This is a genomic window from Streptomyces sp. NPDC003036, assembly GCF_040611175.1.
In the GTDB taxonomy this organism is placed as follows: Bacteria; Actinomycetota; Actinomycetes; order Streptomycetales; family Streptomycetaceae; genus Streptomyces.
This window is the reverse complement of record NZ_JBEXNO010000065.1, coordinates 1-21,654: the sequence shown is the minus strand read 5'-3', so window position 1 is coordinate 21,654 and position 21,654 is coordinate 1. Positions and strand designations below refer to the sequence as shown.

The window sequence follows — 21,654 nt, the reverse complement described above, 5'->3', positions numbered from 1 at the left end:
GGAGGGAGAGTCAGCGCAGTTCTTCCGGGTCAGCGCAGTTCTTCCGGGTCAGCGCAGTTCTTCCGGGCAGGGAGTGCCGCGCGGGAAGAACTTGTACGGGGCCGCCAGCCGGTAGACGCCCGGTTTCGGGGCGAGCAGCTCCGTCCACTCGTCGCCCTCCGCGTCCTCCTCCGCCTTCAGCAGGCACCCGTCGGTATTCTCGTACGACTTCACCCCGTCGTCCCGCTGCTTGGACGCCTCCGTCTCCTGCGGCGGCTCGATCTTCTTCCCCTCCTCGTCCAGGAGCGCGAGCCAGGGCGAGTACGGCACGCGGATCAGCACCCGGCCCTCGGCCGTCACCCGGATCTTCACCTCCCCGGCGCCCGCCCGCTCCACCGTCGCCGGCGGGTCGGCGAGCGGCGTCGGGTCGTCCACCGCGAACAGCCGCCAGTTGTCGTCCGCCCACACCGGCTTCAGGTACGGCAGGCCGTCCCGCACCAGTTTGGCCTCCTGCTCGGCGCCGGTGTCCGGTTCGCCCTTGGGCAGCACCACGTAGTGCACGGCCCAGCGGTGCAGCCAGTCCCGGTAGGTGACGGCGTTGAGCGTGTCGTCGTAGAAGACCGGGTTGCGCTCCATGTCCGCCTGGCGGTTCCAGCCGCGCGCGAGGTTGATGTACGGCGTGAGGGCGGACGCCTCCCGGTGGCTGCGCGCCGGTACGACCTCGACGCGCGCCTTCTCCGCACCCCGCACCTGCAACTGGTTGATCAGCGGCGCCGCCTCCCGCGCCCACGCCGCGTCCGGAGCCGTACGGACCACGTCGTCCACGCTCTTGAAGCCGATCCAGCCGTTGAGGCCGACGAACGCCAGGACGACCGCGTACCACCGGCGCGTACGCGGTCGCGTGTACGGCAGGGCCGCCAGCAGCACCACGCCCGCGAACAGCATCGGCAGCCGCGAGACGTTCGACCCGATCTGCGAGTCGACGAGCCAGGTGAGCAGGGTGCCCAGCGCGTACACCGCCGCGCCCGTGCGGACCGTGCGCCAGTCGCGCGGTACGAGGAGGAAGACCAGCACCCCGAAGAGGAACGGCAGCGTCGTCGACCCGAGCGACATCGGCTGCGTGCCGGAGAAGGGGAACAGCCAGGAGGAGAGCGCGACGACCGCGACCGGCGCGAGGCCGAGCGCGTACGCCCCCGGGCGCCGCTTGTTGAGGAACAGCGCCGCGGCCGCCACCCCGAGGAAGAGGCCGGCCACCGGGCTCGCGGCGGTGGCGAGACCGGCGAGCGGTGCCGCGACGGCCGCCTTCGCCCAGCGCTTGCGCCGCCAGCGGTACGGCCAGCAGAAGACCGCCGCGACCGCGCCGAGCGCGAACATCATGCCGAGGCCGAAGGTCACGCGCCCCGACAGCGCGTTGCACAGCAGCGCGAAGACCGCGGCGAGCGCGCACGCCGCCGGATTGCGCACCGCCCGCACCCGCACCAGGATCAGCGCCGTGAGCGCGGCGGACGCGGTGCCGGCCGCCATCATCGTCGTGCGCACGCCGAGCACCGACATCAGGTACGGCGAGACCACGCTGTACGAGACCGGGTGCATCCCGCCGTACCAGGCCAGGTTGTACGCCGAGTCGGGGTGGCGTCCCACGAACTCGGCCCAGGCGTCCTGGGCCGCCAGGTCGCCGCCGCTGTTCGCGAAGAGCAGGAACCAGACGATGTGGGTGAGCGCGGCGAGGGCCGTCGCCAGGGCGATGGGGTGGCGGCTGAGGCGGAGGCGGAGGCGGTGCCCGAGGCCGGCGGCGCGGGGGGCGCCGGGAGCGTCGCTCCCGGGTGCCGTGCCCCGCGGGCCGGCGGGTGCGTCGCCCGCCTCCGCGCGCGTCGGCTCAGTGGTGGTCACCGCGGCTCTCTCCGTCTGCAACCCGGGCCCGGCCCGGGCATCGCCCACACGATACCGAGGCACACGTCCTCGGACGGCGTCCGGCCCCGTCACGCGTGAGGCGTACGGGGCCGGGCGCGTACATCAACAGCGCCTCAACAGCGCCTCAACGGTCTCGTCAGCGCCTCGGCAGCGCCTCAGCCGAGCCGGGTCAGCTTGTCGCCGAAGCCCGGCTCCACCAGGTCCCGCTGGAGCGCCACCGGAACGGCGACCTTGCCCGTGCCCTCGCCGACGGAGAGCTCACCGACCACGGTGCCCTCCGTCGCCGAGTGCGGGAGGCGGGCACCGCCGACCGCCAGCTTCAGGTCCACCTTCAGGCCCGGCCAGCCGACCGGCTTCAGGTCCTTGGTGGCGACGACCGGCGTACGGCCGCCGAGGCCGTCGTCGACGTGTCCGACCACCGTGCCCTTCTTGACGATGGTGGCGGAGGTGATGCCGTCCTGCGCGGTCTGGATCAGCTTGAGGCTGAGCTTGATCGACTCCTGCAGCTTCGCGTCCGGGGTGGAGCCCTGCTGCACACCCATCACGGCGCCCACGATGCGGCGCAGCTTGCCGTCGACCTCCGCGTTGGCCGCCCAGAGCAGGTTGCCGCCCGCCGGGGTGGAGGACCCGGTCTTGATGCCGCTCACGCCCGGCTCCAGCAGGATGTTGTTGTTGTTCTCCATCCGGCCGACCGATCCGGGGATGGTGGCGTTGGGCGAGTTCACGATCTCCCGGAACACGTCGTTCTGCATCGCCGCCTTCCCCAGCTTGATCTGGTCGATCGCCGTGGAGACGGTGGTGCGGTCCAGGCCACTGGGGTCCGTGTAGTGGGTGTTCGTCATGCCGAGTTCCTTGGCGGCGTCGTTCATCTTCTTGACGAACTCTTCCTGCGAGGAGTCCCAGCGGGCGAGCTGACGGGCGATGTTGTTCGCGGACGGGATCATGAGCATCTGAAGCATCTGCTTCTGGGTGTACTCGTCGCCCTCCTTGACGTGCACCCGCGACTCGTCCTCGTTGCGGCTCTCCCGCGCCGCGATCGCGTCCACCTTGATCTTCGGGCCCGTCTGCTTGCCCGTGATCGGGTGTTCCTTGAGGATCACGTACGCGGTCATCGTCTTCGCCACGCTCGCGATGGGCCCGGGCTTGTCCGCGCCGTACGTGCCGATCATGCCGACGCCCTCGACCTCGACGGCACCCTGCCCCTCGCCGGGCCACGGCATCTGGAGCACACCGCCCTCGAAGGTGTACGTGGGCGAGGCGGCGAGCGTGAGGGTGGGCGCGGGCAGCGGGCGCACGAGCTGCACGATCGCAAAGACGATCGCCAGGAGGGCGACGAGCGGCGTCCAGATCTTCACGCGCCGGACGAGCGTGCGGACCGGGGTCGGCGGCGGGGGCGGCGTGTTCGTCAGCTCCGCGAGCTGGTCCAGCGGCGGGCGGGGCGGGAGGGGCTGCTGCTTGGTCCGCTCGGCCTCGCTGAGGGACGCGGGAGCGGCGGCGGGCGCCGCGGATTCCGGCTGCTCCCGCGCGGCCGGCTTGGGCTGCTTGGCCGGCTCCTTCGTGTCGGGCTTCAGCGGTACGAACTTGCTGGTCCGCTCGGCCGCCGACTCGGGAGCGGCGGCGGGCGGGGATGCGGGCGCGGGAGCGGGCGCGGGGCCGGACTTCGGCGTGACCGCCTTCAGCGCGGTGGTCGGCTGGTCCACGGCCTTGCGCGGGATCGCCTTGAAGACGGCGGTGGGCTGGTCGACGGGCGCGGGTTCGGGCGCGTCGGCCGCCGGCTCATCGCCGCTCGGCGTCTTCTTCTCCTCCGGGGCCTTCTTCTCCGGGGCCTTCTCCTCCGGGGAGCTCTTCTCCGGGGACTTCTCGCCGTCGACCGGAGCGGGGGCGGAGGCGGGGGCCGGAACGCTCTTCTTCGCAGGTGCAGCGTCGGAAACGGCAGCGGCGGAGGGCTCCGCGCCCTTCGCGTCCTTGCCCTTGTCGCCCTTGTCGGACTCGTCCTCTGCTTCGTCGGCTACGTCCGTGTCGTCCGCGTTGGACTCATCGGACTCGTCAGCGGCGTCCTCGGCCTCGGTCTCCGCATCTGCATCCGCATCCCGCGACACCCAGGCCTCCACCGCGGCCTTCAGCCGGGCGTCCCCGGAAGCGGACTCCTCGCCGGCTTTCCCGGCCTCCACGGCCTTCTCCGAGGCGTCGTCCGAAGGCGGAACCGCTTCCTTCCGCGGGAGCGTCTTGAAGACCGCTGTCGGCTGGTCGACGACCGTCCCGTCACCGCGCATCCGCGCCCTCGGGTCGCGTGCGCCCGACGCCGTCTCCCCCGACGGCTTCCGCTGCTCCGACTTGTCGGGGGACTCGCCCGCCACCGTGCCTCCTTCAAAAACGCCGTGTCCGAACCATGTACCAGTGTCCTGTGTGAGCGCTTGGCCCCCGTGCAAGACGAGAACGACATACCTACCGGTTCCCGTACGAAGCACCCAGGCACTCTCGACAGACCAATGTGAGAGGGGTCACCCTGTCATTCATCCACGCGGGGAGGCATGGATGGGCAGGAGCCGCAGAACACTTCCGGAGGAGCTTCTGCTGCTCGCTCTGGACCCGGCCACGGGTACCACAGCGCAGCCGCAGTCGCTCGACCTCGGTCTCGCCGGAGCTCAGCTAGTGGAGCTGGCTCTGGCGGGACGGATAGCCCCAGACGGGGATCGTATCGCCGTGGTGATGCCACGGCCGACCGGAGATCCGACCCTGGACTCCGCGCTCGAGTTGCTGCGCAGGCGCGGCAGCCCGGTGCGCGCGGTCCACTGGATCGGCGGGCCCCGACTGGGGCTCCGCCAGACGTATCTCTCGCATCTGGAACGGTGCGGCATGGTGCATGCCGTCGAGGGCCAGATGTGCGGGGTGCTGCCGACGACGCGCTATCAGGCGACGGAGACGGCGATCAGCCGGGAGATCAGGGCCCGGCTGGACAGCGCGATCCGCACCGGTGTGCCGCCGGACCCGCGGACCGCGGCGCTCGCCGCGCTGGCCCATGCGGTCGGGCTCGGCAAGCACCTGTACCCGGGCAACGAAGGGCGTTCGTCCCGTTCCCGGTTGCGGGATCTGATCAGGCACGACCCCATGGGCGGACTCGTGGCGCACGCCGTGATGGACGTCCAGAACGGCGCGGGCGCCCAGCCCCGCCGTAGCGGCACCACCGCCGCGGGCGGCTCCACCCGGCAGGCGCCGGGCGGTGGCGTCCCGTTGCAGTCACCGTCGCGCGCCGCCGGGTCCATGGCCCGCGTCGTGAGCGCGTAACGCGGGACAACGCACCACAGCGCACAATCACGCAAGGCAAGGCAAAGCAGGCAAAGCAACGCCCGACAACGCACGCTCGGAAGCACTCGAAGCCCGTTCGGGAGCCGCACAAAAGCGCGCGGGACAGCCCCTGGTGGCCGTCCCGCGCGCTCGTGCTCGCCGCACGTCTGGCCATTTTCCAGCGAGACCGGCGCTTTGGTGGCAGTCTGCTGAGACGTAGATACGCAGAGCTACGCCAAGTCACAGCTAGGCAGCCGGAGGTGCAGTTTCCGTGGCGTCCAACGTCAACCCCACCGTCAGGCGACGCAGATTGGGCCAGGAGCTGCGGCGACTGCGTGAGCTCAAGGGCATGACGGCGGAGGAGGTGGCGGAACGGCTGCTGGTCTCGCAGTCGAAGATCAGCCGCCTCGAGAACGGCCGCCGTTCCATCAGCCAGCGCGACGTCCGCGACCTGTGCGGGGTGTACGAGGTCGAGGACCACCGCATCGTGGACTCGCTGATGCAAATGGCCAAGGACTCGCGCCAGCAGGGCTGGTGGCACGCCTTCGGCGACATCCCGTACAGCGTGTACATCGGCCTGGAGACCGACGCCGCCTCCCTGCGCGTGTACGAGCCGCAGGTCGTGCCGGGCCTGCTCCAGACGCGGCGGTACGCGGAGGCGCTGATCACCGGCGCGCTGCCGGAGAGTTCGCCGGCCGACATCGAGAAGCGCGTCAACGTCCGCGCGCGCCGCCAGGACCGCATCAACGACGCCGACCAGCCCCTGCGCTTGTGGGCGGTGATCGACGAGGCGGCGCTGCGCCGCGTCGTCGGCGACAAGCAGCTGATGATCGAGCAGCTGGAGCACCTCGTCGAGCAGTCGCAGCAGCCCCACGTCACCGTGCAGGTGCTCCCGTTCGACATGGGCGCGCACCCGGGGATCAGCGGGCACTACGCGATCCTGGAGTTCCCGGACGCCTCGGACTCGTCCGTCGTCTACATCGAGGGCGTCACCAGTGACCTCTACCTGGAGAAGCCGAACGACGTGCAGCGGTACAGCGTGATGTACGAGCACCTGCGCGCCCAGGCCCTGAACGCCGACCAGACGCGGCAGTTCATCACCGACGTGATGAAGGACTACGCACGCTGATGTACAGGGGCCCCTACAAGAAGGCCGGCAAGGTACACCCCTGTCGGCCTTCTAGGGAAGCCTCCATGGAATATGCCATCCAGTCGAGTGAATGACGGGCCCGCGCTCCGGGGCCGGCGAGTAGCGTCGATCACGCCAGCACGACCGACTCGCGACCCATCGCGGTCAGAAACCGGAGCGAAGAAGATGGCCATTATTCAGGGCGCCACGGACACCTGGACGAAGTCCTCGTACTCGGGTGGGAACGGCGCGTGCGTCGAGGTGAAGTCCCCGGTGGTTCAGGAGATCGCGGTGCGGGACTCGAAGGTCCCGGCCGGTCCGTCGATCACCTTCGTACCGGAGTCGTGGAACGCGTTCGTGCGTGAAGTGAGCACGGGCGCGCTCTGAGCAGCGGCCCACCTCGCCGCTACCGCGTCACCGCACCACCCCGCACCATCGCGTCACCGCGTCACCGCATCACCGCAAGAGCCCTCTCGACTGGCCCGCCGTCCCGGCCGAGGGGGCTCGGTCATGTCTCCGGGCCACCGGAACACCGGAACACCGGACCACCGGACCACCGGACCACCGGAACAACCGCAAGGGACCCGCATCCCCTGCCGACGAAGCGCCCCCACATCGTGGGACCGCCCTCGCGCACACAACAACGGCCCATCGGGTCAAGAGCGAGTAAAATCGTCCGCCTTGCTGACCGGCGTTCACATTCATGACCCGGAAACTCTTGACCGTCCGGGCGAACAAACGATTCAATCCCCCAAGTCCCCGCTCCCGCACGGGGTTTCCCGCTGACCGGCGAAGCGCCTCGACGTTCACGATGCGGACCCCTGGAGGGGACACATGAACAGTCTGGACTGGGCCGTACTCATCGGCTACTTCGGCGTGATGGTCGCGATCGGCCTGTGGTCCCACAAACGCGTGGACGACGTCGGCGACTTCTTCACGGCCGGCGGCAAGATGCCGTGGTGGCTGTCGGGCATCTCGCACCACATGTCCGGCTACAGCGCGGTGATGTTCACCGGATACGCGGGCATCGCGTACACCTACGGCGTCACCTCGTACGTCACGTGGTCCTTCCCCATCGCGATCGGCATCGCCGTCGGCGCGCACCTCTTCGCGCCGCGCCTCAACCGCCTGCGCTCCCGGCTCGGGGTCGCGTCGCCCCTCGAGTACCTGAAGAACCGTTACAACCTGCCGACGCAGCAGGCGCTCGCCTGGTCCGGGGTACTGCTGAAGATCGTGGACGTGGGCGCGAAGTGGGCGGCGATCGCGACGCTGCTCTCCGTCTTCACCGGGATCTCCCTCAACGAGGGCATCCTCATCACCGGTGTCATCACCGGCATCTACTGCACGGTCGGCGGGCTGTGGGCCGACGCCCTCACCGAACTGGGCCAGTTCATCATCCAGTTCTTCGCGGGCATCGCCATGCTCGTCGCCGTTCTGGCGAAGCTCGGCGGCTTCAGCGCGCTGTGGACCGTGTGGGACCGGCCCGAGCTGCAGGGGCACACGGCCCCGACCGCCGGGCCGTACACGCTGACGTTCCTCCTCGCGTACCTCTTCATCAAGACCTTCGAGTACAGCGGCGGCATGTGGAACCAGGCCCAGCGCTACATGGCCACGCCCACCGCCCGCGAGGCCACGCGCTCGGGGCGGCTGTCGGCGGTGCTGTGGCTGGTCTGGCCGCTGGTCCTCTTCTTCCCGATGTGGGTCGCGCCGCTGCTGGTCACGCCCGAGAAGCCGGACGCGTCCGACTCGTACGCCCTGATGACCGAGCAGTTGCTGCCGCACGGGCTGCTCGGGCTGGTGATCGTCGGCTTCTTCTCGCACACGATGGCCATGTGCTCGTCCGACGCCAACGCCATCGCCGCCGTCTTCACCCGCGACATCGCGCCCGCCCTGTCGAAGGCGGCGCGCGGCTGGTCGCACCGGGCCGGGCTGCTGGCGGCGCGCTGGTCGACGATCGCGTTCCTCGCCCTGTCGATGGCGGTGGCCACGCAGGTCAACTCCCCCACCTTCGGGGACATCATCACCGTCGTCATCAAGTGGGTGGCCGGTCTGATGGGCCCCATCGCCATCCCGTTCATGCTCGGCCTGCTGCGCGCCTTCCGCAGGTCCGGCCCGACGGCCGCACTCGTCTCGTGGGCGGCGGGCCTGTTCACCTTCTGGCTGACGAACTACGGGCTCGACGGCATCGAGCTGCAGATCCAGATCGTCTCGCCGGTCGCGACCTCGCTGGTGCTGTACGTCCTCATCGGCTTCCTCAAGCCGGAGGACACGCCGGAGCGGGACCGGGTGCTCGACCGGCTGCACTCCGACGACGGCGCCCCGGCGGCGGCCGCGGTGGCGCGTCCGCCCCGTCAGCCCCTGGGGTAACGGGCCAGCCAGCCCGGCGACGACACTCCGGGACCGTGCAGGGCCGGGCCCTGCGTCATCTCCATGGCGAAGTCGTCCGCCAGCTCCAGGACCGTCGACCGCCCTTCCAACTCGGCCAGCCAGGCCGGCGGCAGGGCGGTCTCGCCATGCAGGGCGCCCAGCAGCGCGCCGGTCAGCGACCCGGTGGCCTCGGACGGGCCGTCGTGGTTCACCGCGAGCCGCAGCCCGTGCCGTACGTCCTCGCTGACCAGCGCGCAGTAGACGGCGATGGCCAGCGCGTCCTCGGCGTGCTCGCCGTCGGTGTCGCCGAGCGACGCGATCCTCGCCGGGCCGGGGATGCCCTGCCGTACGGCGCCGAGGGCGTGCTTCAGCGCCTCGGTGACCGGCTCGTGGCCGGGACGGGCGGCGAGCTGGACCAGCGCCCGCTGCACGGAGCCGTCGAGGGTCTCGCCGCGCGCGAGGCCGTGCACGATGACGGCGAACGCCCCGGCGGCCAGGTACGCGGCGGGGTGCCCGTGCGTCTGGGCCGCGCACTCGATGGCCAGCTGGCACACCAGCTGCGGCTCCCAGCCGACCAGCAGCCCGAACGGCGCGGAGCGCACGACGGCCCCCGCGTCCCGCGCGGCCGGGTTCTTCGGCTGGTCGAGCGTGCCGAGGACCTCGTCGGCGAGCCCGGTCAGCGTCGCCCGCGCCGGGTCGCGGCGCGCGTACAGCCACTCCTCGCAGGCGAGCCAGCCGTTGTCCTTGCGCCGCTCGTCCGGGCCCCAGTCACGCTGGGTGGCCGCCCACCGCAGATGCGCGCGGTGCACGTCGGACGGCGGATGCCAGGCGCCGGTGTCGCGGCGCACCTGGGCGCGTATGAGCCCGTCGACGGTGAAGAGCGTGAGCTGCGTGGCCGAGGTGACGGCGCCGCGCCGCCCGTACGCGGGCGCCAGGTCGGCGAGGCCGTCCGCCCCGTGGGTCGCGCGGATCGCCTCCACGGACAGCGTGGAGACGCCGGCCCCGAGGGCGTCACCGATGGCGGCCCCGAGCAGACACCCCCGCACCCGGGCCCGGAAGTCCTGCTGCTCGGCCCGGCCCCAGACAGCCGTGGCTGCTGCACACACCTCGCGCCCCTTCCGTCCCTGTCGGCCGTCGCTCTCACCTGCGTCCGGCGCGCAGCACTGTAATCGAACGGATGCCGGGCGGGGCAGTCGGTCGTTTTGGCACCGGTCAGTCGTTCAGCACCGGCAGCAGCTCAGGCAGATGCCCGTCCGACGCGGTCGCCGCGCGCCGCCGCTCCTCCGGGACCTCGCCGTACAGGGTCGTACGGGGACGGGTCGGGCGGCCGGCGGCCTCGGCGATGGCGACGAGGTCCTTGATGGAGCGGTACGAGCCGTAGGAGGAGCCCGCCATGCGGGAGATGGTCTCCTCCATGAGGGTGCCGCCGAGGTCGTTGGCGCCGGAGCGGAGCATCTCGGCTGCGCCGTCCGCGCCCAGTTTGACCCAGCTCGTCTGGATGTTGGGGATGTGCGGGTGGAGGAGGAGGCGCGCCATGGCGGTGACGGCGCGGTTGTCGCGGGCCGTCGGGCCGGGGCGGGCGATGCCGGCCAGGTACACCGGGGCGTTGGTGTGGATGAAGGGCAGGGTCACGAACTCCGTGAAGCCGCCGGTCTCCTGCTGGACGCGGGCGAGGGTACGCAGGTGGCCCAGCCAGTGGCGGGGCTGGTCGACGTGCCCGTACATCATCGTCGACGACGACCGGATGCCGAGCTCGTGGGCGGTGGTGATCACCTCGATCCAGGTGGCGGTCGGCAGCTTGCCCTTCGTCAGCACCCAGCGGACCTCGTCGTCGAGGATCTCGGCGGCGGTGCCGGGAATCGAGTCGAGTCCGGCCTCCTTGGCCGCGGTCAGCCACTCGCGGATCGAAAGCCCCGTGCGAGTCGCGCCGTTGACGACCTCCATCGGCGAGAAGGCGTGGACGTGCATGCCGGGGACGCGGGCCTTCACGGCGCGGGCGATGTCGAAGTACGCCGTGCCGGGCAGGTCCGGGTGGATGCCGCCCTGCATGCAGACCTCGACCGCGCCGACGTCCCACGCCTGCTGCGCGCGGTCGGCGACCTGGTCCAGTGAGAGGGTGTACGCGTCGGCGTCGGTGCGGCGCTGGGCGAAGGCGCAGAAGCGGCAGCCGGTGTAGCAGACGTTGGTGAAGTTGATGTTGCGGGTGACGATGTACGTGACGTCGTCGCCGACGGCCGACTTCCGGACGTCGTCCGCGACCCGGCAGAGCGCGTCGAGCGCGGGCCCGTCCGCGTGCAGCAGCGCGAGGGCCTGGTCGTCGGTGAGGAGTGTCGGGTCGTCGGCGGCCACCGCGAGCGCCGCGCGCACGTCGGTGTCGATGCGCTGCGGCACCATGCCGGGGGCGGCGGCCTCGCGGAGGGCCTCCCAGTCGCCGTACACCTCGTCGAAGTCGTCCCGGCGGTCGGCCGTACGCCCCTCGGTGTCGATGGTGCGGTGCAGGTCGGTGCGGCCCGAGCCGGAGCCCGACGCGGTGAACCCCTCGTCCGGCTCCTGCCACGGCAGCCCGCGGACCTCGGCGTCCGGGTTCGCGAGCCCCGTCTCCGGGTCGGCCAGCGCCCGCACGTGCGGCAGCAGCCGCGGGTCGAGCCACGGCTCTCCGCGCCGTACGAACTCGGGGTAGACGCAGAGGCGTTCGCGCAGCTCGAAGCCGGCGGCCGCGGACTGCTCGGCGAGCGCGTCGATCCGCGGCCACGGCCGCTCGGGGTTGACGTGGTCGATCGTGACCGGGGACACGCCGCCCCAGTCGTCGATCCCGGCGCCGATGAGGCGCGCGTACTCGCCGTCGACCAGGTTCGGCGGCGCCTGCAGACAGGCCGACGGCCCCATGATGTGCCGGGCGACCGCCACCGTCGCCACCAGCTCGTCGAGCTCCGCGTCCGGCATGCCGCGCATCGCCGTGTCCGGCTTGGCGCGGAAGTTCTGGATGATCAGCTCCTGGATGCCGTGGTACGCGCGGGCGACGCGGCGCAGCGCGAACAGCGACTCCGCCCGCTCCTCGTACGTCTCGCCGATCCCGATGAGCAGCCCGCTGGTGAAGGGCACCGACGACCGCCCCGCGTCCTCCAGCACCCGCAGCCGCACGGCCGGCTCCTTGTCGGGCGAGCCGTAGTGGGGGCCGCCCGGCTCCGACCAGAGCCGGGTCGCCGTGGTCTCCAGCATCATGCCCATGGACGGCGCCACCGGCTTGAGCCGCTGGAAGTCGGTCCACGACATCACACCGGGGTTGAGGTGCGGCAGCAGCCCGGTCTCCTCCAGGATGCGGATCGCCATGGCCCGTACGTACGCGAGGGTGTCGTCGTAGCCGTGCGCGTCCAGCCACTCGCGCGCCTCGGGCCACCGGTCCTCGGGCTTGTCGCCCAGCGTGATCAGGGCTTCCTTGCAGCCGAGCGCGGCGCCGCGCCGGGCGATGTCCAGCACCTCGTCCGGCGACAGGAACATCCCGTGACCGGCTTTCCTCAGCTTGCCGGGCACGGTGACGAAGGTGCAGTAGTGGCACTTGTCGCGGCACAGCCGGGTCAGCGGGATGAAGACGCTCTTGGAGTACGTGATGACCCCGGGCCGCCCGGCCGCCGCCAGCCCCGCGTCCCGCACCCGCGCCGCCGACGCGGCCAGCTGCTCCAGGTCCCCGCCGCGCGCCTGCAGCAGCACGGCCGCCTCGGCCACGTCCAGCGCCACGCCGTCTCTCGCGCGCTTGAGGGCACGGCGCATGGCGTTTTCGGTGGGGCGACTGGTGGGGCGTTCCGGCTGGTCATCGGTCATGGTCCCGAGCATACGAGCCGCTCCCGCCACGCAGGCCCGGCTACAGGTACTGCGCGTACTCGTCCAGCGCCCGCAGCACCTCCGCCTCGGGGGCGGACGGGAGTTGGAGCACCACCTCGGTGATGCCGAGGTCCGCGAAGTGCGCGAGCTTGCCCGCGGTGGGGCTGATCCCGCACGGGACCACGCGCAGGGTCTCGGGGTCACGGCCCGCCTTCTCCCAGACGTCGCGCAGCACGGGAAGCGTCTCCGTCAGGCCGCGGCCGCCGATCGGGATCCAGCCGTCGGCGTAGTCGGCCATGTGCGCGAAGAGCTTGGGGCCCGCCGCGCCGCCGACCAGGATGCGCGGGGCGCCGCCCGCCGGCTTCGGATACGCGGAGGAGGCGCGCACCGAGCAGAACTCGCCTTCGTACGCGGTCGGTTCCTCGGCCCACAGGGCGCGCATCAGCGCCACGAAGTCACGGACGCGCTCGCGCCGGGTGCGCCAGACGACGCCGTGGTCCTCGGCCTCCTCGCGGTTCCAGCCGTGGCCGACGCCGAGGGTGAAGCGGCCGCCGGAGAGGTGGTCGAGGGTGGCGACCTGCTTGGCCAGGTCGATGGGGTCGTGCTGGGCGACCAGGGTGATGCCGGTGCCGAGGGCGAGCCGTTCGGTGACGGCGGCGGCCTGGCCGAGCGCCACGAAGGCGTCGAGGGTGCGTCCGTACTCGGGCGGCAGAACGCCGCCGAAGGGGTACGGGCTGGTGCGCTCGATGGGGATGTGGCTGTGTTCCGGCAGGTACAGGCCGGCGAATCCGCGCTGTTCCAGCTCCCGCGCGAGGCGGACGGGGGTGATCGACTGATCGGTCAGGAAGATCGTGGTCGCGATGCGCATACGGCCAACGTATGGCGTGCCGCGGCGATTTCCGAGACCGTCGGCGTACGTTGCCGACGCGTTCACCGCGTCCGGGGAGGGTGGTCGCATGCTGGACAGACGCGGATTCGTGGCGGGTGCGGCGGGTGTGGCGGGTGCGTTCACCGTCCCGGGGGTGAGCTTCGCGGGCGGGCGCACCGAGGTCGTCCTGCGCGGCACGCTGCCGCCCGGTTCACCCGATTACGTGTACGTGCCGGTCGAGGTCCCGCGCGGCGTGCGCGAGCTGAGGGTGTCGTACGCGTACGACCGGCCCGCCGTGCCCGCCGGGACGCAGGGCAACGCCCTGGACATCGGCGTGTTCGACGAGCGCGGCACCGAGCCGGGCGGGCGCGGCTTCCGCGGCTGGTCGGGCGGCGCCCGGTCGGAGTTCTTCCTCCGCGCGGACGCGGCGACGCCCGGCTACATCCCGGGGCCGGTGCGCCCCGGCACCTGGCACATCGCGCTCGGCCCGTACACCGTGGCCCCGCAGGGGCTGGCGTACACCGTGACGGTCGGTGTCGCGTACGGCCCCACGGCGCCGACCCCGCGCCCCGTGTACCCGCCGGAGCGGGCCCGGGGGCGCGGGCGGGCCTGGTACCGGGGCGACTGCCACCTGCACTCGGTGTACTCGGACGGCCGGCGCACCCCCGCCGAGATCGCCGCCGCGGCGCGCGCCGCCGGGCTGGACTTCATCAACACCTCCGAGCACAACACGCACGCGGCGCACGCGGCCTGGGAGGGGCTGTGGGGCGACGACCTGCTGATCCTCACCGGTGAGGAGGTGACGACGAGGAACGGCCACGTCGTGGCCGTGGGCACCGACCCGGGCACCTTCGTCGACTGGCGCTACCGCGCGCGGGACAACCGCTTCGGCCACTACGCCCGCGCGATCCGGCGCGCCGGCGGGCTCGTCGTGCCGGCGCATCCGCACGCCGCCTGCGTCGGCTGTGCCTGGAAGTACGGCTTCGCGGAGGCGGACGCGGTGGAGGTGTGGAACGGCCCGTACACGCCGGAGGACGAGGTCGCGCTCGCCGACTGGGACTCCACGCTGACGCGTGCGGGGCGGGGGCTTCGATGGCTTCCCGCGATGGGCGGCAGCGACGCGCACCGCGAGCCGCAGAGGGTGGGCGAGCCGCAGACCGTCGTGCTCGCCGACGAGCTGTCGCGCGAGGCGATCCTGGCGGGGCTGCGGGCGGGGCGTTCGTACGTCGCGGAGTCGGCGGCGGTCTCGCTGGCGTTCTCGGCGTCGGGCGGCCGCGGCGAGCACGCGGGCATCGGCGAGCGGCTGCGCGTGGCGTCGCCGGACGCGCCGGTGACCGTACGCCTGGAGGTGGCGGGCGCGCCGGGCTGCGTCGTCCGCTTCGTCACGGACCAGGGCGTGCTGCACACGGCCGCGCTGCCCGCGTCGGGGGCGGGCGCGGTGGAGTGGTCCACGACGGCCGCGTACGCCGCCTACGTACGGGCGGAGGTGCGCCACCCGGGGGCGGGGCTGCCGGGCGGCCTGCCGGGGGCACTGGCGGCGTTCACGAACCCGGTGTTCCTGGGGGAAGCGCGATCGGGGTGACTCAGTCGTTGACGGTGGTGAGCAGCACCGCCGTGTCCGTCACCGCCCTCAGCCCGTGCCGCTCGTGCGGCAGCAGGTACAGGGCGCCCATCGTCAGCTCGGTGTCCCCGGACGCGGCGGTCACCGCCACCACGCCCCGCAGCACCTGGAGCGAGGAGGCGGGCGGCGGGTTGTGCTCGTCGAGCGTGGTGCCCGCGGTGAGCGCGATGACGGTCTGGCGCAGGGGCGCGTCGCGCAGGATCAGGTTGGTGCTGCGGCCGTGCTCGTCGGCGTGGGCGGCCTTCAGGTGTTCCTCGGCGATGTCGTTGAGGTCATACATACGCTCCACCTTGCCCCGCGGCCGCTTTGTACGCATATGAAGCGCGTGCAGAGGAAGCGCATACGGAAGGGCGGCCACCGTGCCGTCCCACGGTGGCCGCCCTTCCGGCTCAGGTGTGTCGCGCTTGTGGCGCTTGTGGTGCGTGCTGCTGCTAGTCGGCGACCACCAGCGCCGGGGTCTCCTTGGTGAGGACCTCGCCGCGGAAGAACGCCGGGCTGCGGCGCTGCATGATCAGCATGAGGACCGCGCCGAGGAGCAGCAGGCCGACGCCGATGACGAAGACGGAGCCGACGCCCATGAGGGAGCTGCCGCTGCCGTACGCCGGGTCGAGCGTGTCGTACAGCGTCTTACCGAAGACGCCGGCGAGCATCAGGCCGCCGAGGAGCGGCAGGACGCCCTTGTAGAGCGTGTCCTTGACGGACGCGCCGAAGTCCTTGCGGAAGTACCACACGCAGGCGAAGGCGGTCAGCGAGTAGTAGAAGCAGATCATGAGGCCGAGTGCGTAGATCGTGTCCGTGAGGACGTTCTCGCTGACCAGGGTCATGACCGTGTAGAAGACGCCGGTGCCGACACCCGCGATGACGGTGGCCTTGCCGGGGACCTTGTGCTTCGGGTGGACCTTGGCGAGGGAGGCCGGCATGGCCTCGTAGGTGGCCATCGACAGGACCGTGCGGGCGACCGGGATGAAGGTCGTCTGGAGGCTCGCGGCGGCGGAGGCCAGGACGGCGACGAACAGCGCGCCGGCGAGAAGCCAGGAGCCCATGACCGGCTCGGCGAGCGCGGCGAAGACGTTGTCGGAGGTCTCCTCGTTGGCGAGGCCGAGACCCTCGGCGCCGGAGCCGACGGCCATCTGGGCGGCGATGCCGACGACCAGGTACGAGCCGATGAGGACGACCATGGAGATCATCGCGGCGCGACCGGGGGTCTTGGCGCTGCCGACGGTCTCCTCGTTCGCGGTGAGGCAGGTGTCCCAGCCCCAGTACATGAAGATCGACAGGGAGAGGCCGGCGGTGAAGGCGGCGAAGGAGTCGATCCCGAACGGGTTCAGCCAGGAGAGGGAGAAGTCCACGCCGCTGGGGAAGGCCCCGGTGCCGGCCTTCTGGAAGGCCATGACGGCGAAGACGACCAGGACCACCATCTGGAGGCCCACGAGGGCGTACTGGATGGTCTTCGTCGCGGTCATGCCGCGGTAGCTGACCAGGGTCGCGAGGGCGACCAGGACGAGCACGGTGCCGATGTGGGCGAACTTGTTGTCGTCCAGCGCCGCGATCTGTTCGCTGCCGGTGAGATGGCCCGCCAGGAGCCAGAAGTACGTGGTGGCGACGCCCGCGAGGTTGGACAGGACGATGATCGTCGCGATCAGCAGGCCCCAGCCGCACATCCAGCCGATCTTGGGGCCGAAGGCCTTCACGGTCCAGGTGAAGGAGGTGCCGCAGTCGGGCATCACCTTGTTGAGCTCGCGGTACGCGAAGGCGACCAGGAGCATCGGGAGGAACCCGGCCAGGAAGACGGCCGGCATCTGGAGACCGACCTCGCCGGCCGTGGTGCCGAGGGTCGAGGTCAGACAGTAGACGGGCGCGACCGTCGAGATGCCGATGACGGCGCTGCCGAGCAGGCCCACGGAGTTCCCGCTGAGGCCCTTGGTCTTGATGTCGTGGTCGCCGGTTCCGGCGACGCCCCTTACCGTGTCTCCGGCCATGGGCTGTGCTTCCACCTGAGTCATAGGAAGGACGGTAGGTGCTGCGGTTTCCACATCCGGAAGATCGGAATCCGCGATCTCCGCCTTGCATTACGAGGCAGCGGGAGCCTGATCGTCAAGGATTCAAAGATCTCTCGGGCTGAGGTCGACCGATTGGTAGGTCATCCGACGACCGTTCGATATACGGGAACCGTAGCGGTGTCCGTTTTACACCTTTCCAAAATTTCCCAAGACTTTTTTCGGCCGTTGTGGAACCTTCTTTCGGCCAGGGGCGTCCCCGCCGCGGACGGCCCGCCCACGTTGCCGATCCGGCAACAACCGTTGCCGCACCGAGGAGACTGCGGTGAGCTGTAGCCATGGAACGGCAGCCCTCCGACATCGCCGACGTCCTCGCCGACGTCGGCCCGCGCCTCAGGCGCCTGCGCACCCGGCGCGGCGTCACCCTCACCGCGCTCGCCGAGGCCACCGGCATCTCCAAGAGCACCCTGTCCCGCCTGGAGAGCGGGCAGCGCCGCCCCAGCCTGGAGCTGCTGCTGCCCATCGCCCAGGCCCACCAGGTCCCGCTCGACGAGCTCGTCGGCGCCCCCGAGGTCGGCGACCCGCGCGTCCGCCTCGCGCCGCGCCACGCGCACGACGGCAAGGTGGTGGTGCCGCTGACCCGGCAGCCGGGGCCGCTCCAGGCGCTCAAGGTGGTCATCCCGGCCGACAAGAGCGAGCCCGACCCGCGCGTGCACGAGGGATACGAGTGGCTGTACGTCCTCGCCGGGCGCCTCCGGCTGGTGCTGGCCGAGCACGACCTGATCCTGGGGGCGGGTGAGGCGGCCGAGTTCGACACCCGCATGCCGCACTGGTTCGGCTCCGCAGGCGACGGGCCCGTGGAGATCCTCAGCCTGCTCGGGCGCCAGGGGGAGCGCATGCACTTCCGCGCCAAGCCGCGCCGCGCGCGGGCGCCGGAGGCCTCCGGCTGACCTCCTCCCGGCCGCCTTCCGGGCCGCCTCCCGGAGGACTTGTCACGACCTTGTGCAGAGCGTCACCCCCTGCTGACGCATACGCCATCGACAAGGCAGACTGTCGAGGGCGAATCCAGCGGTACGGGGCAGGGGGAGCTATGGACCGTGAAAACGGCCCGCGAGTGCCGGAGCAGCGACGCGCTCCGCGTCCGGGTTCCGCCGACGTACGCGGTGACGCACGCGGCGACCTGCGCTTCGCCGTGCTCGGCCCCGTCCGCGCCTGGTACGACGGCGAACCCCTGCCCTCCGGGTCCCCGCAGCAGCGGGCCCTGCTCGCCGCCCTGCTCCTGCGCGACGGGCGTACGGCCATGGCCGCCGAGCTGATCGACGCCATCTGGGGCGACGAACCGCCCTCGCAGGCGCTCGCGGCGGTGCGGACGTACGCCTCCCGCCTGCGCAAGGTCCTGCCGGACGGCGTCCTGGTCAGCGAGTCCGGCGGGTACGCCATCCGCGGCCGCTCCGACGCCCTCGACCTCAACGTCGCGCAGGAGCTCGCCGCCGAGGCCGAGAAGGCCCGCGCGGCCGGCGAGCGGGGCCAGGCGCGGGTCCTCATCAACAAGTCGCTGGGCCTGTGGGACGGCGAGCCGCTCGCGTCCGTACCCGGCCCGTACGCCGAGACCCAGCGGGCCCGCCTGGAGGAGTGGCGCCTGTCGCTCCTGGAGACCCGGCTGGACCTGGACCTGGAGTGCGGACACCACGCGGAGGCGGTCTCCGAACTGACCGCCCTGACCGCCGCGCACCCGCTGCGCGAGCGGCTGCGGGAACTGCTGATGCTGGCCCTGTACCGCAGCGGGCGGCAGGCGGAGGCGCTCGCCGTGTACGCCGACACCCGCCGGCTCCTCGCCGACGAGCTGGGCGTCGACCCGCGGCCCGAGCTGTCGCGGCTCCAGCAGCGCATCCTGCGCGCGGACGAGGAGCTCGCCTGCCCCGTGGAGCAGCCGCCCACCGCGCCCGCCCCGTCCCGCCCGGCGCAGCTGCCCGCCACGGTGCCGGACTTCACCGGCCGGGCCGGGTTCGTACGGGAGCTGGGCGACCGGCTGGCGACCGCCGAGGGCTCGGTCATGGCCGTGTCGGCGCTCGCGGGCATCGGCGGCGTCGGCAAGACGACCCTCGCGGTACACGTCGCGCACGAGGCGCGGCCGCACTTCCCCGACGGCCAGCTGTACGTCGACCTCCAGGGCGCGGGCGCGCGGGCCGCCGAGCCCGAGACCGTGCTGGGCGCCTTCCTGCGCGCCCTCGGCACGCCGGACTCCGCCGTCCCCGACACCCTGGAGGAGCGCGCCGCCCTCTACCGCTCCACGCTCGCCGGGCGGCGGGTGCTGATCCTCCTCGACAACGCGCGGGACGCCGCCCAGGTGCGGCCGCTGCTGCCCGGCGCGGCCGGCTGCGCGGCCCTCGTCACCAGCCGCGTCCGCATGGTCGACCTCGCGGGCGCGCACCTCGTGGACCTCGACGTGATGTCGCCGGAGGAGGCGCTCCAGCTCTTCACGAAGATCGTCGGGGTGGAGCGGGTGCACGCAGAGCGCGAGGCGGCGCTCGACGTCGTGGCCGCGTGCGGCTTTCTGCCCCTCGCGATCCGCATCGCCGCCTCCCGGCTGGCGGCGCGCCGCACCTGGACGGTCTCGGTCCTCGCGGCCAAGCTCGCGGACGAGCGCCGCCGTCTGGACGAGCTCCAGGCGGGCGACCTCGCGGTGAAGGCCACCTTCGAGCTGGGCTACGGCCAGCTGGAACCCGCCCAGGCCCGCGCCTTCCGCCTCCTGGGCCTCGCCGACGGCCCCGACATCTCCCTCGCGGCCGCGGCGGCGGTCCTGGACCTCCCCCGCCAGGACGCCGAGGACATCCTGGAGTGCCTGGTCGACACCTCCCTCCTGGAGTCCGCGGCCCCGGGCCGCTACCGCTTCCACGACCTCGTACGCCTCTACGCCCGCGCGTGCGCCGAACGCGACGAGCAGTCGCCGTCGGAGCGGGAGCACGCGATGGCGCGGCTGCTGGACTTCTACCTGGCGACGGCGGCGCGGGTGTACGCCGTGCAGCGGCCTGGCGACCGCATGGTGGACCACCTCAAGCCCGCGACCTACCCCGGTCTGGAGTTCTCCGACCGCCACCAGGCGCTGGACTGGCTGTACACCGAGGCCAACTGCCTGCTGGCGTGCGCACGGCAGTCGACGGCCGGGCCCCGGCTCTCCACCGCGGTGGACCTCCTGTGGGCCGCCCAGGACCTCGCGGAGTCCGGCGCCAACTCCAAGGTGTACGAGACCGCCGCCCGGACCGCGCTCGAAGCCGCCGTCGCCGCCGGGGACCCGCGGGTCGAGGCACGGGCCCGGACCTCGATGACCAACGTCCACCTGGTGGCGGGGCGGTACGAGGAGGCGGACCGGGAGGCGGAGAAGGCCTCGCTCCTCGGGCTCGCGGCACAGGACCCGGCTCCGGTGTACTGGGCCGACAACGACCGGGGCATCATCGCCGCCATCCAGGGGCGGCACGAGGACGCGGAAGGGCACCTGGTCAAGGCGATGGAGAGGTCCCGCCTCGACGGCAACCGGCCCGGTGAGGCCAGCGCCCTGTGCAACCTCTCCCGCATCCGGCTGTCGAACGGCGAGGTGGAGCAGGCGATCTCCCTCGCCCGGCAGGGCGCGGACCTCTACGAACAGATAGGGCACACCCTGCGCCTGGCCAACGCCCGCTACGCCCTGGGCATGGCGCTGACCCAGGCGCGCCGCCATACGGAAGCGCTGGCGGAGCTGGACAAGGCGCTGCACGGCTTCGAGACGAACCGTCAGCGCCTGTGGGCGGGGACGACCCATTTCCGCATCGCGGAGGCCCACCTGTCCGCGCGGCGCCCGGCCCAGGCGGCCCAGCACGCGGAGCAGGCGCTCGCCATAGGCTGCATGGGCGGCGACCGTACCCGCGGCAACGTCCTCACCACGCTGGGGAAGGCGCTGGACAGCCTCGGCCAGATGGACCGTGCGCGCGCCTGCTGGCGCGAGGCGCTCTCCCTGCACGAGCAGTCGGGCGCCCCGGAGGCCGATGAGGTCCGCGAGCTGCTCGCGGACCTCACGACGGCCTAGCTGACCCGACCCAGGGCTGCGATCAGGGCGTTCATCAACTGTTTATGCCGGTCCGGCATGCTCGGAACCAGTCGATCCGTCGCGACGGGGGAGCGGACGGATCGCCGGGACCTCCAGCCTGGGGGGGCGAGTGGTCCCCTAACCTTCTGTCCGGCGGCCCTCGGGGGAGTCGCCGGGCAGAAGACAGTTCACACCAGCACAGCGATCCCACGGGGGAACAGACATGAGCGGTTCCGAGAAGAAGAACCTCGACGACATCACCACCATGGGCGACCACCACATGCCGGCCCCGCCGGCCAAGGAGCCCGCCGTCACCACCCTGGGCGACCACCACATGCCGGCGCCGCCGGCCACCGTCCCGGCCACCGTCCCGGCCACCACCGACGAGACGATCACCACCATGGGTGACCACCACATGCCGGCCCCGCCGGCCAAGGAGAGCTGACCCGGACCTCTGTCACGACGGGGCGCGGCCGCGGCGGCGCGGAGGGGGAGCCGCCGCGGCCGCGGTCCCCCAGGTCGGCGAGCTCCTGGCCGCCGGACTCCTCCACGACCTGGGCCCCCACGGCATCCCCTGGTACCCCACGTCCTCCATCCGCACCGTCCATCAGCCGGGCG

General features: G+C 72.1%; 15 protein-coding genes and 1 pseudogene. 9 read left to right on the top strand and 7 right to left on the bottom strand.

Annotated elements, in window-relative coordinates; genetic code table 11:
• Positions 1–48: 48 nt before the first annotated feature.
• Together ABZX67_RS31635 and ABZX67_RS31630 are read right to left on the bottom strand one after the other, a co-directional pair.
• On the bottom strand, positions 49–1,869 hold the full coding sequence (locus ABZX67_RS31635; RefSeq protein WP_355367653.1) for an MFS transporter: 1,821 nt from the start codon (positions 1,867–1,869) through the stop codon (positions 49–51).
• Between the two features lie 176 nt (positions 1,870–2,045).
• A complete protein-coding gene (locus ABZX67_RS31630) occupies positions 2,046–4,247 on the bottom strand; it encodes a D-alanyl-D-alanine carboxypeptidase (protein WP_355367650.1) in 2,202 nt (733 codons plus the stop codon).
• Between the two features lie 178 nt (positions 4,248–4,425).
• Between ABZX67_RS31630 and ABZX67_RS31625 the strand changes: the two genes are divergently transcribed.
• From ABZX67_RS31625 to ABZX67_RS31610, 4 genes are all read left to right on the top strand, one after another.
• Positions 4,426–5,175 (top strand): GPP34 family phosphoprotein, encoded by a 750-nt coding sequence (locus ABZX67_RS31625; RefSeq protein ID WP_355367647.1) that lies wholly within the window; start codon positions 4,426–4,428, stop codon positions 5,173–5,175.
• Between the two features lie 271 nt (positions 5,176–5,446).
• Positions 5,447–6,304 (top strand): helix-turn-helix transcriptional regulator, encoded by an 858-nt coding sequence (locus ABZX67_RS31620; RefSeq protein WP_355367644.1) that lies wholly within the window; start codon positions 5,447–5,449, stop codon positions 6,302–6,304.
• A 186-nt stretch (positions 6,305–6,490) separates the two neighbouring features.
• Positions 6,491–6,691 carry a DUF397 domain-containing protein gene (locus tag ABZX67_RS31615; protein WP_355367641.1) on the top strand — a complete coding sequence of 67 codons (201 nt, stop codon included), beginning with the start codon at positions 6,491–6,493 and terminating at the stop codon, positions 6,689–6,691.
• A gap of 447 nt (positions 6,692–7,138) precedes the next feature.
• Positions 7,139–8,671 carry a sodium:solute symporter family protein gene (locus ABZX67_RS31610; protein WP_355367638.1) on the top strand — a complete coding sequence of 511 codons (1,533 nt, stop codon included), beginning with the start codon at positions 7,139–7,141 and terminating at the stop codon, positions 8,669–8,671.
• Here ABZX67_RS31610 and ABZX67_RS31605 read toward each other — a convergent pair.
• The 3 genes from ABZX67_RS31605 to ABZX67_RS31595 all read right to left on the bottom strand — a co-directional run bounded on the left by ABZX67_RS31605 (position 8,656) and on the right by ABZX67_RS31595 (position 13,358).
• Positions 8,656–9,777: an ADP-ribosylglycohydrolase family protein gene (locus tag ABZX67_RS31605; RefSeq protein ID WP_355367635.1), complete on the bottom strand. Its 1,122-nt coding sequence runs from the start codon at positions 9,775–9,777 to the stop codon at positions 8,656–8,658. The two genes, ABZX67_RS31610 and ABZX67_RS31605, sit on opposite strands and share 16 nt — an antisense overlap.
• Positions 9,778–9,883: 106 nt before the next feature.
• Positions 9,884–12,490, bottom strand: a complete 2,607-nt coding sequence (locus ABZX67_RS31600; protein ID WP_355367632.1) for a bifunctional FO biosynthesis protein CofGH — start codon at positions 12,488–12,490, stop codon at positions 9,884–9,886.
• Positions 12,491–12,530: 40 nt separating this feature from the next.
• The gene (locus ABZX67_RS31595; RefSeq protein WP_355367629.1) at positions 12,531–13,358 is read right to left on the bottom strand and encodes an LLM class F420-dependent oxidoreductase; all 828 of its coding nucleotides are present in this window, start codon (positions 13,356–13,358) and stop codon (positions 12,531–12,533) included.
• 88 nt (positions 13,359–13,446) lie between these two features.
• On the opposite strand from ABZX67_RS31595, the gene ABZX67_RS31590 reads away from it, so the two are divergent.
• Positions 13,447–14,940 carry a CehA/McbA family metallohydrolase gene (locus ABZX67_RS31590; protein ID WP_355367626.1) on the top strand — a complete coding sequence of 498 codons (1,494 nt, stop codon included), beginning with the start codon at positions 13,447–13,449 and terminating at the stop codon, positions 14,938–14,940.
• A 1-nt stretch (position 14,941) separates the two neighbouring features.
• Here the strand turns inward: ABZX67_RS31590 and ABZX67_RS31585 are convergent, their stop codons facing one another.
• Positions 14,942–15,259 carry a cupin gene (locus tag ABZX67_RS31585; protein ID WP_355367623.1) on the bottom strand — a complete coding sequence of 106 codons (318 nt, stop codon included), beginning with the start codon at positions 15,257–15,259 and terminating at the stop codon, positions 14,942–14,944.
• Between the two features lie 151 nt (positions 15,260–15,410).
• A complete protein-coding gene (locus ABZX67_RS31580) occupies positions 15,411–16,982 on the bottom strand; it encodes an APC family permease (RefSeq protein ID WP_355367620.1) in 1,572 nt (523 codons plus the stop codon).
• A 332-nt stretch (positions 16,983–17,314) separates the two neighbouring features.
• On the opposite strand from ABZX67_RS31580, the gene ABZX67_RS31575 reads away from it, so the two are divergent.
• From ABZX67_RS31575 to ABZX67_RS31560, 4 genes and pseudogenes are all read left to right on the top strand, one after another.
• A complete protein-coding gene (locus ABZX67_RS31575) occupies positions 17,315–17,926 on the top strand; it encodes an XRE family transcriptional regulator (RefSeq protein WP_355367617.1) in 612 nt (203 codons plus the stop codon).
• Between the two features lie 140 nt (positions 17,927–18,066).
• Positions 18,067–21,036 (top strand): BTAD domain-containing putative transcriptional regulator, encoded by a 2,970-nt coding sequence (locus ABZX67_RS31570; protein WP_355367614.1) that lies wholly within the window; start codon positions 18,067–18,069, stop codon positions 21,034–21,036.
• Positions 21,037–21,259: 223 nt separating this feature from the next.
• Positions 21,260–21,481: a sigma-like protein gene (locus tag ABZX67_RS31565; RefSeq protein ID WP_355367611.1), complete on the top strand. Its 222-nt coding sequence runs from the start codon at positions 21,260–21,262 to the stop codon at positions 21,479–21,481.
• 67 nt (positions 21,482–21,548) lie between these two features.
• A pseudogene (locus tag ABZX67_RS31560) lies at positions 21,549–21,654 on the top strand (IucA/IucC family protein); the annotation flags it as partial.

What these genes read in the sequence shown, in the direction of transcription:
- ABZX67_RS31610 (WP_355367638.1), top strand. Translation starts at nt 7,139, where the DNA reads ATGAACAGTCTGGACTGGGCCGTACTCATCGGCTACTTCGGCGTGATG.
- ABZX67_RS31625 (WP_355367647.1), top strand. Translation starts at nt 4,426, where the DNA reads ATGGGCAGGAGCCGCAGAACACTTCCGGAGGAGCTTCTGCTGCTCGCT.
- ABZX67_RS31590 (WP_355367626.1), top strand. Translation starts at nt 13,447, where the DNA reads ATGCTGGACAGACGCGGATTCGTGGCGGGTGCGGCGGGTGTGGCGGGT.
- ABZX67_RS31570 (WP_355367614.1), top strand. Translation starts at nt 18,067, where the DNA reads ATGGACCGTGAAAACGGCCCGCGAGTGCCGGAGCAGCGACGCGCTCCG.
- ABZX67_RS31600 (WP_355367632.1), bottom strand. Translation starts at nt 12,490, where the DNA reads ATGACCGATGACCAGCCGGAACGCCCCACCAGTCGCCCCACCGAAAAC.
- ABZX67_RS31615 (WP_355367641.1), top strand. Translation starts at nt 6,491, where the DNA reads ATGGCCATTATTCAGGGCGCCACGGACACCTGGACGAAGTCCTCGTAC.
- ABZX67_RS31585 (WP_355367623.1), bottom strand. Translation starts at nt 15,259, where the DNA reads ATGTATGACCTCAACGACATCGCCGAGGAACACCTGAAGGCCGCCCAC.
- ABZX67_RS31565 (WP_355367611.1), top strand. Translation starts at nt 21,260, where the DNA reads ATGAGCGGTTCCGAGAAGAAGAACCTCGACGACATCACCACCATGGGC.
- ABZX67_RS31575 (WP_355367617.1), top strand. Translation starts at nt 17,315, where the DNA reads ATGGAACGGCAGCCCTCCGACATCGCCGACGTCCTCGCCGACGTCGGC.
- ABZX67_RS31595 (WP_355367629.1), bottom strand. Translation starts at nt 13,358, where the DNA reads ATGCGCATCGCGACCACGATCTTCCTGACCGATCAGTCGATCACCCCC.
- ABZX67_RS31580 (WP_355367620.1), bottom strand. Translation starts at nt 16,982, where the DNA reads ATGACTCAGGTGGAAGCACAGCCCATGGCCGGAGACACGGTAAGGGGC.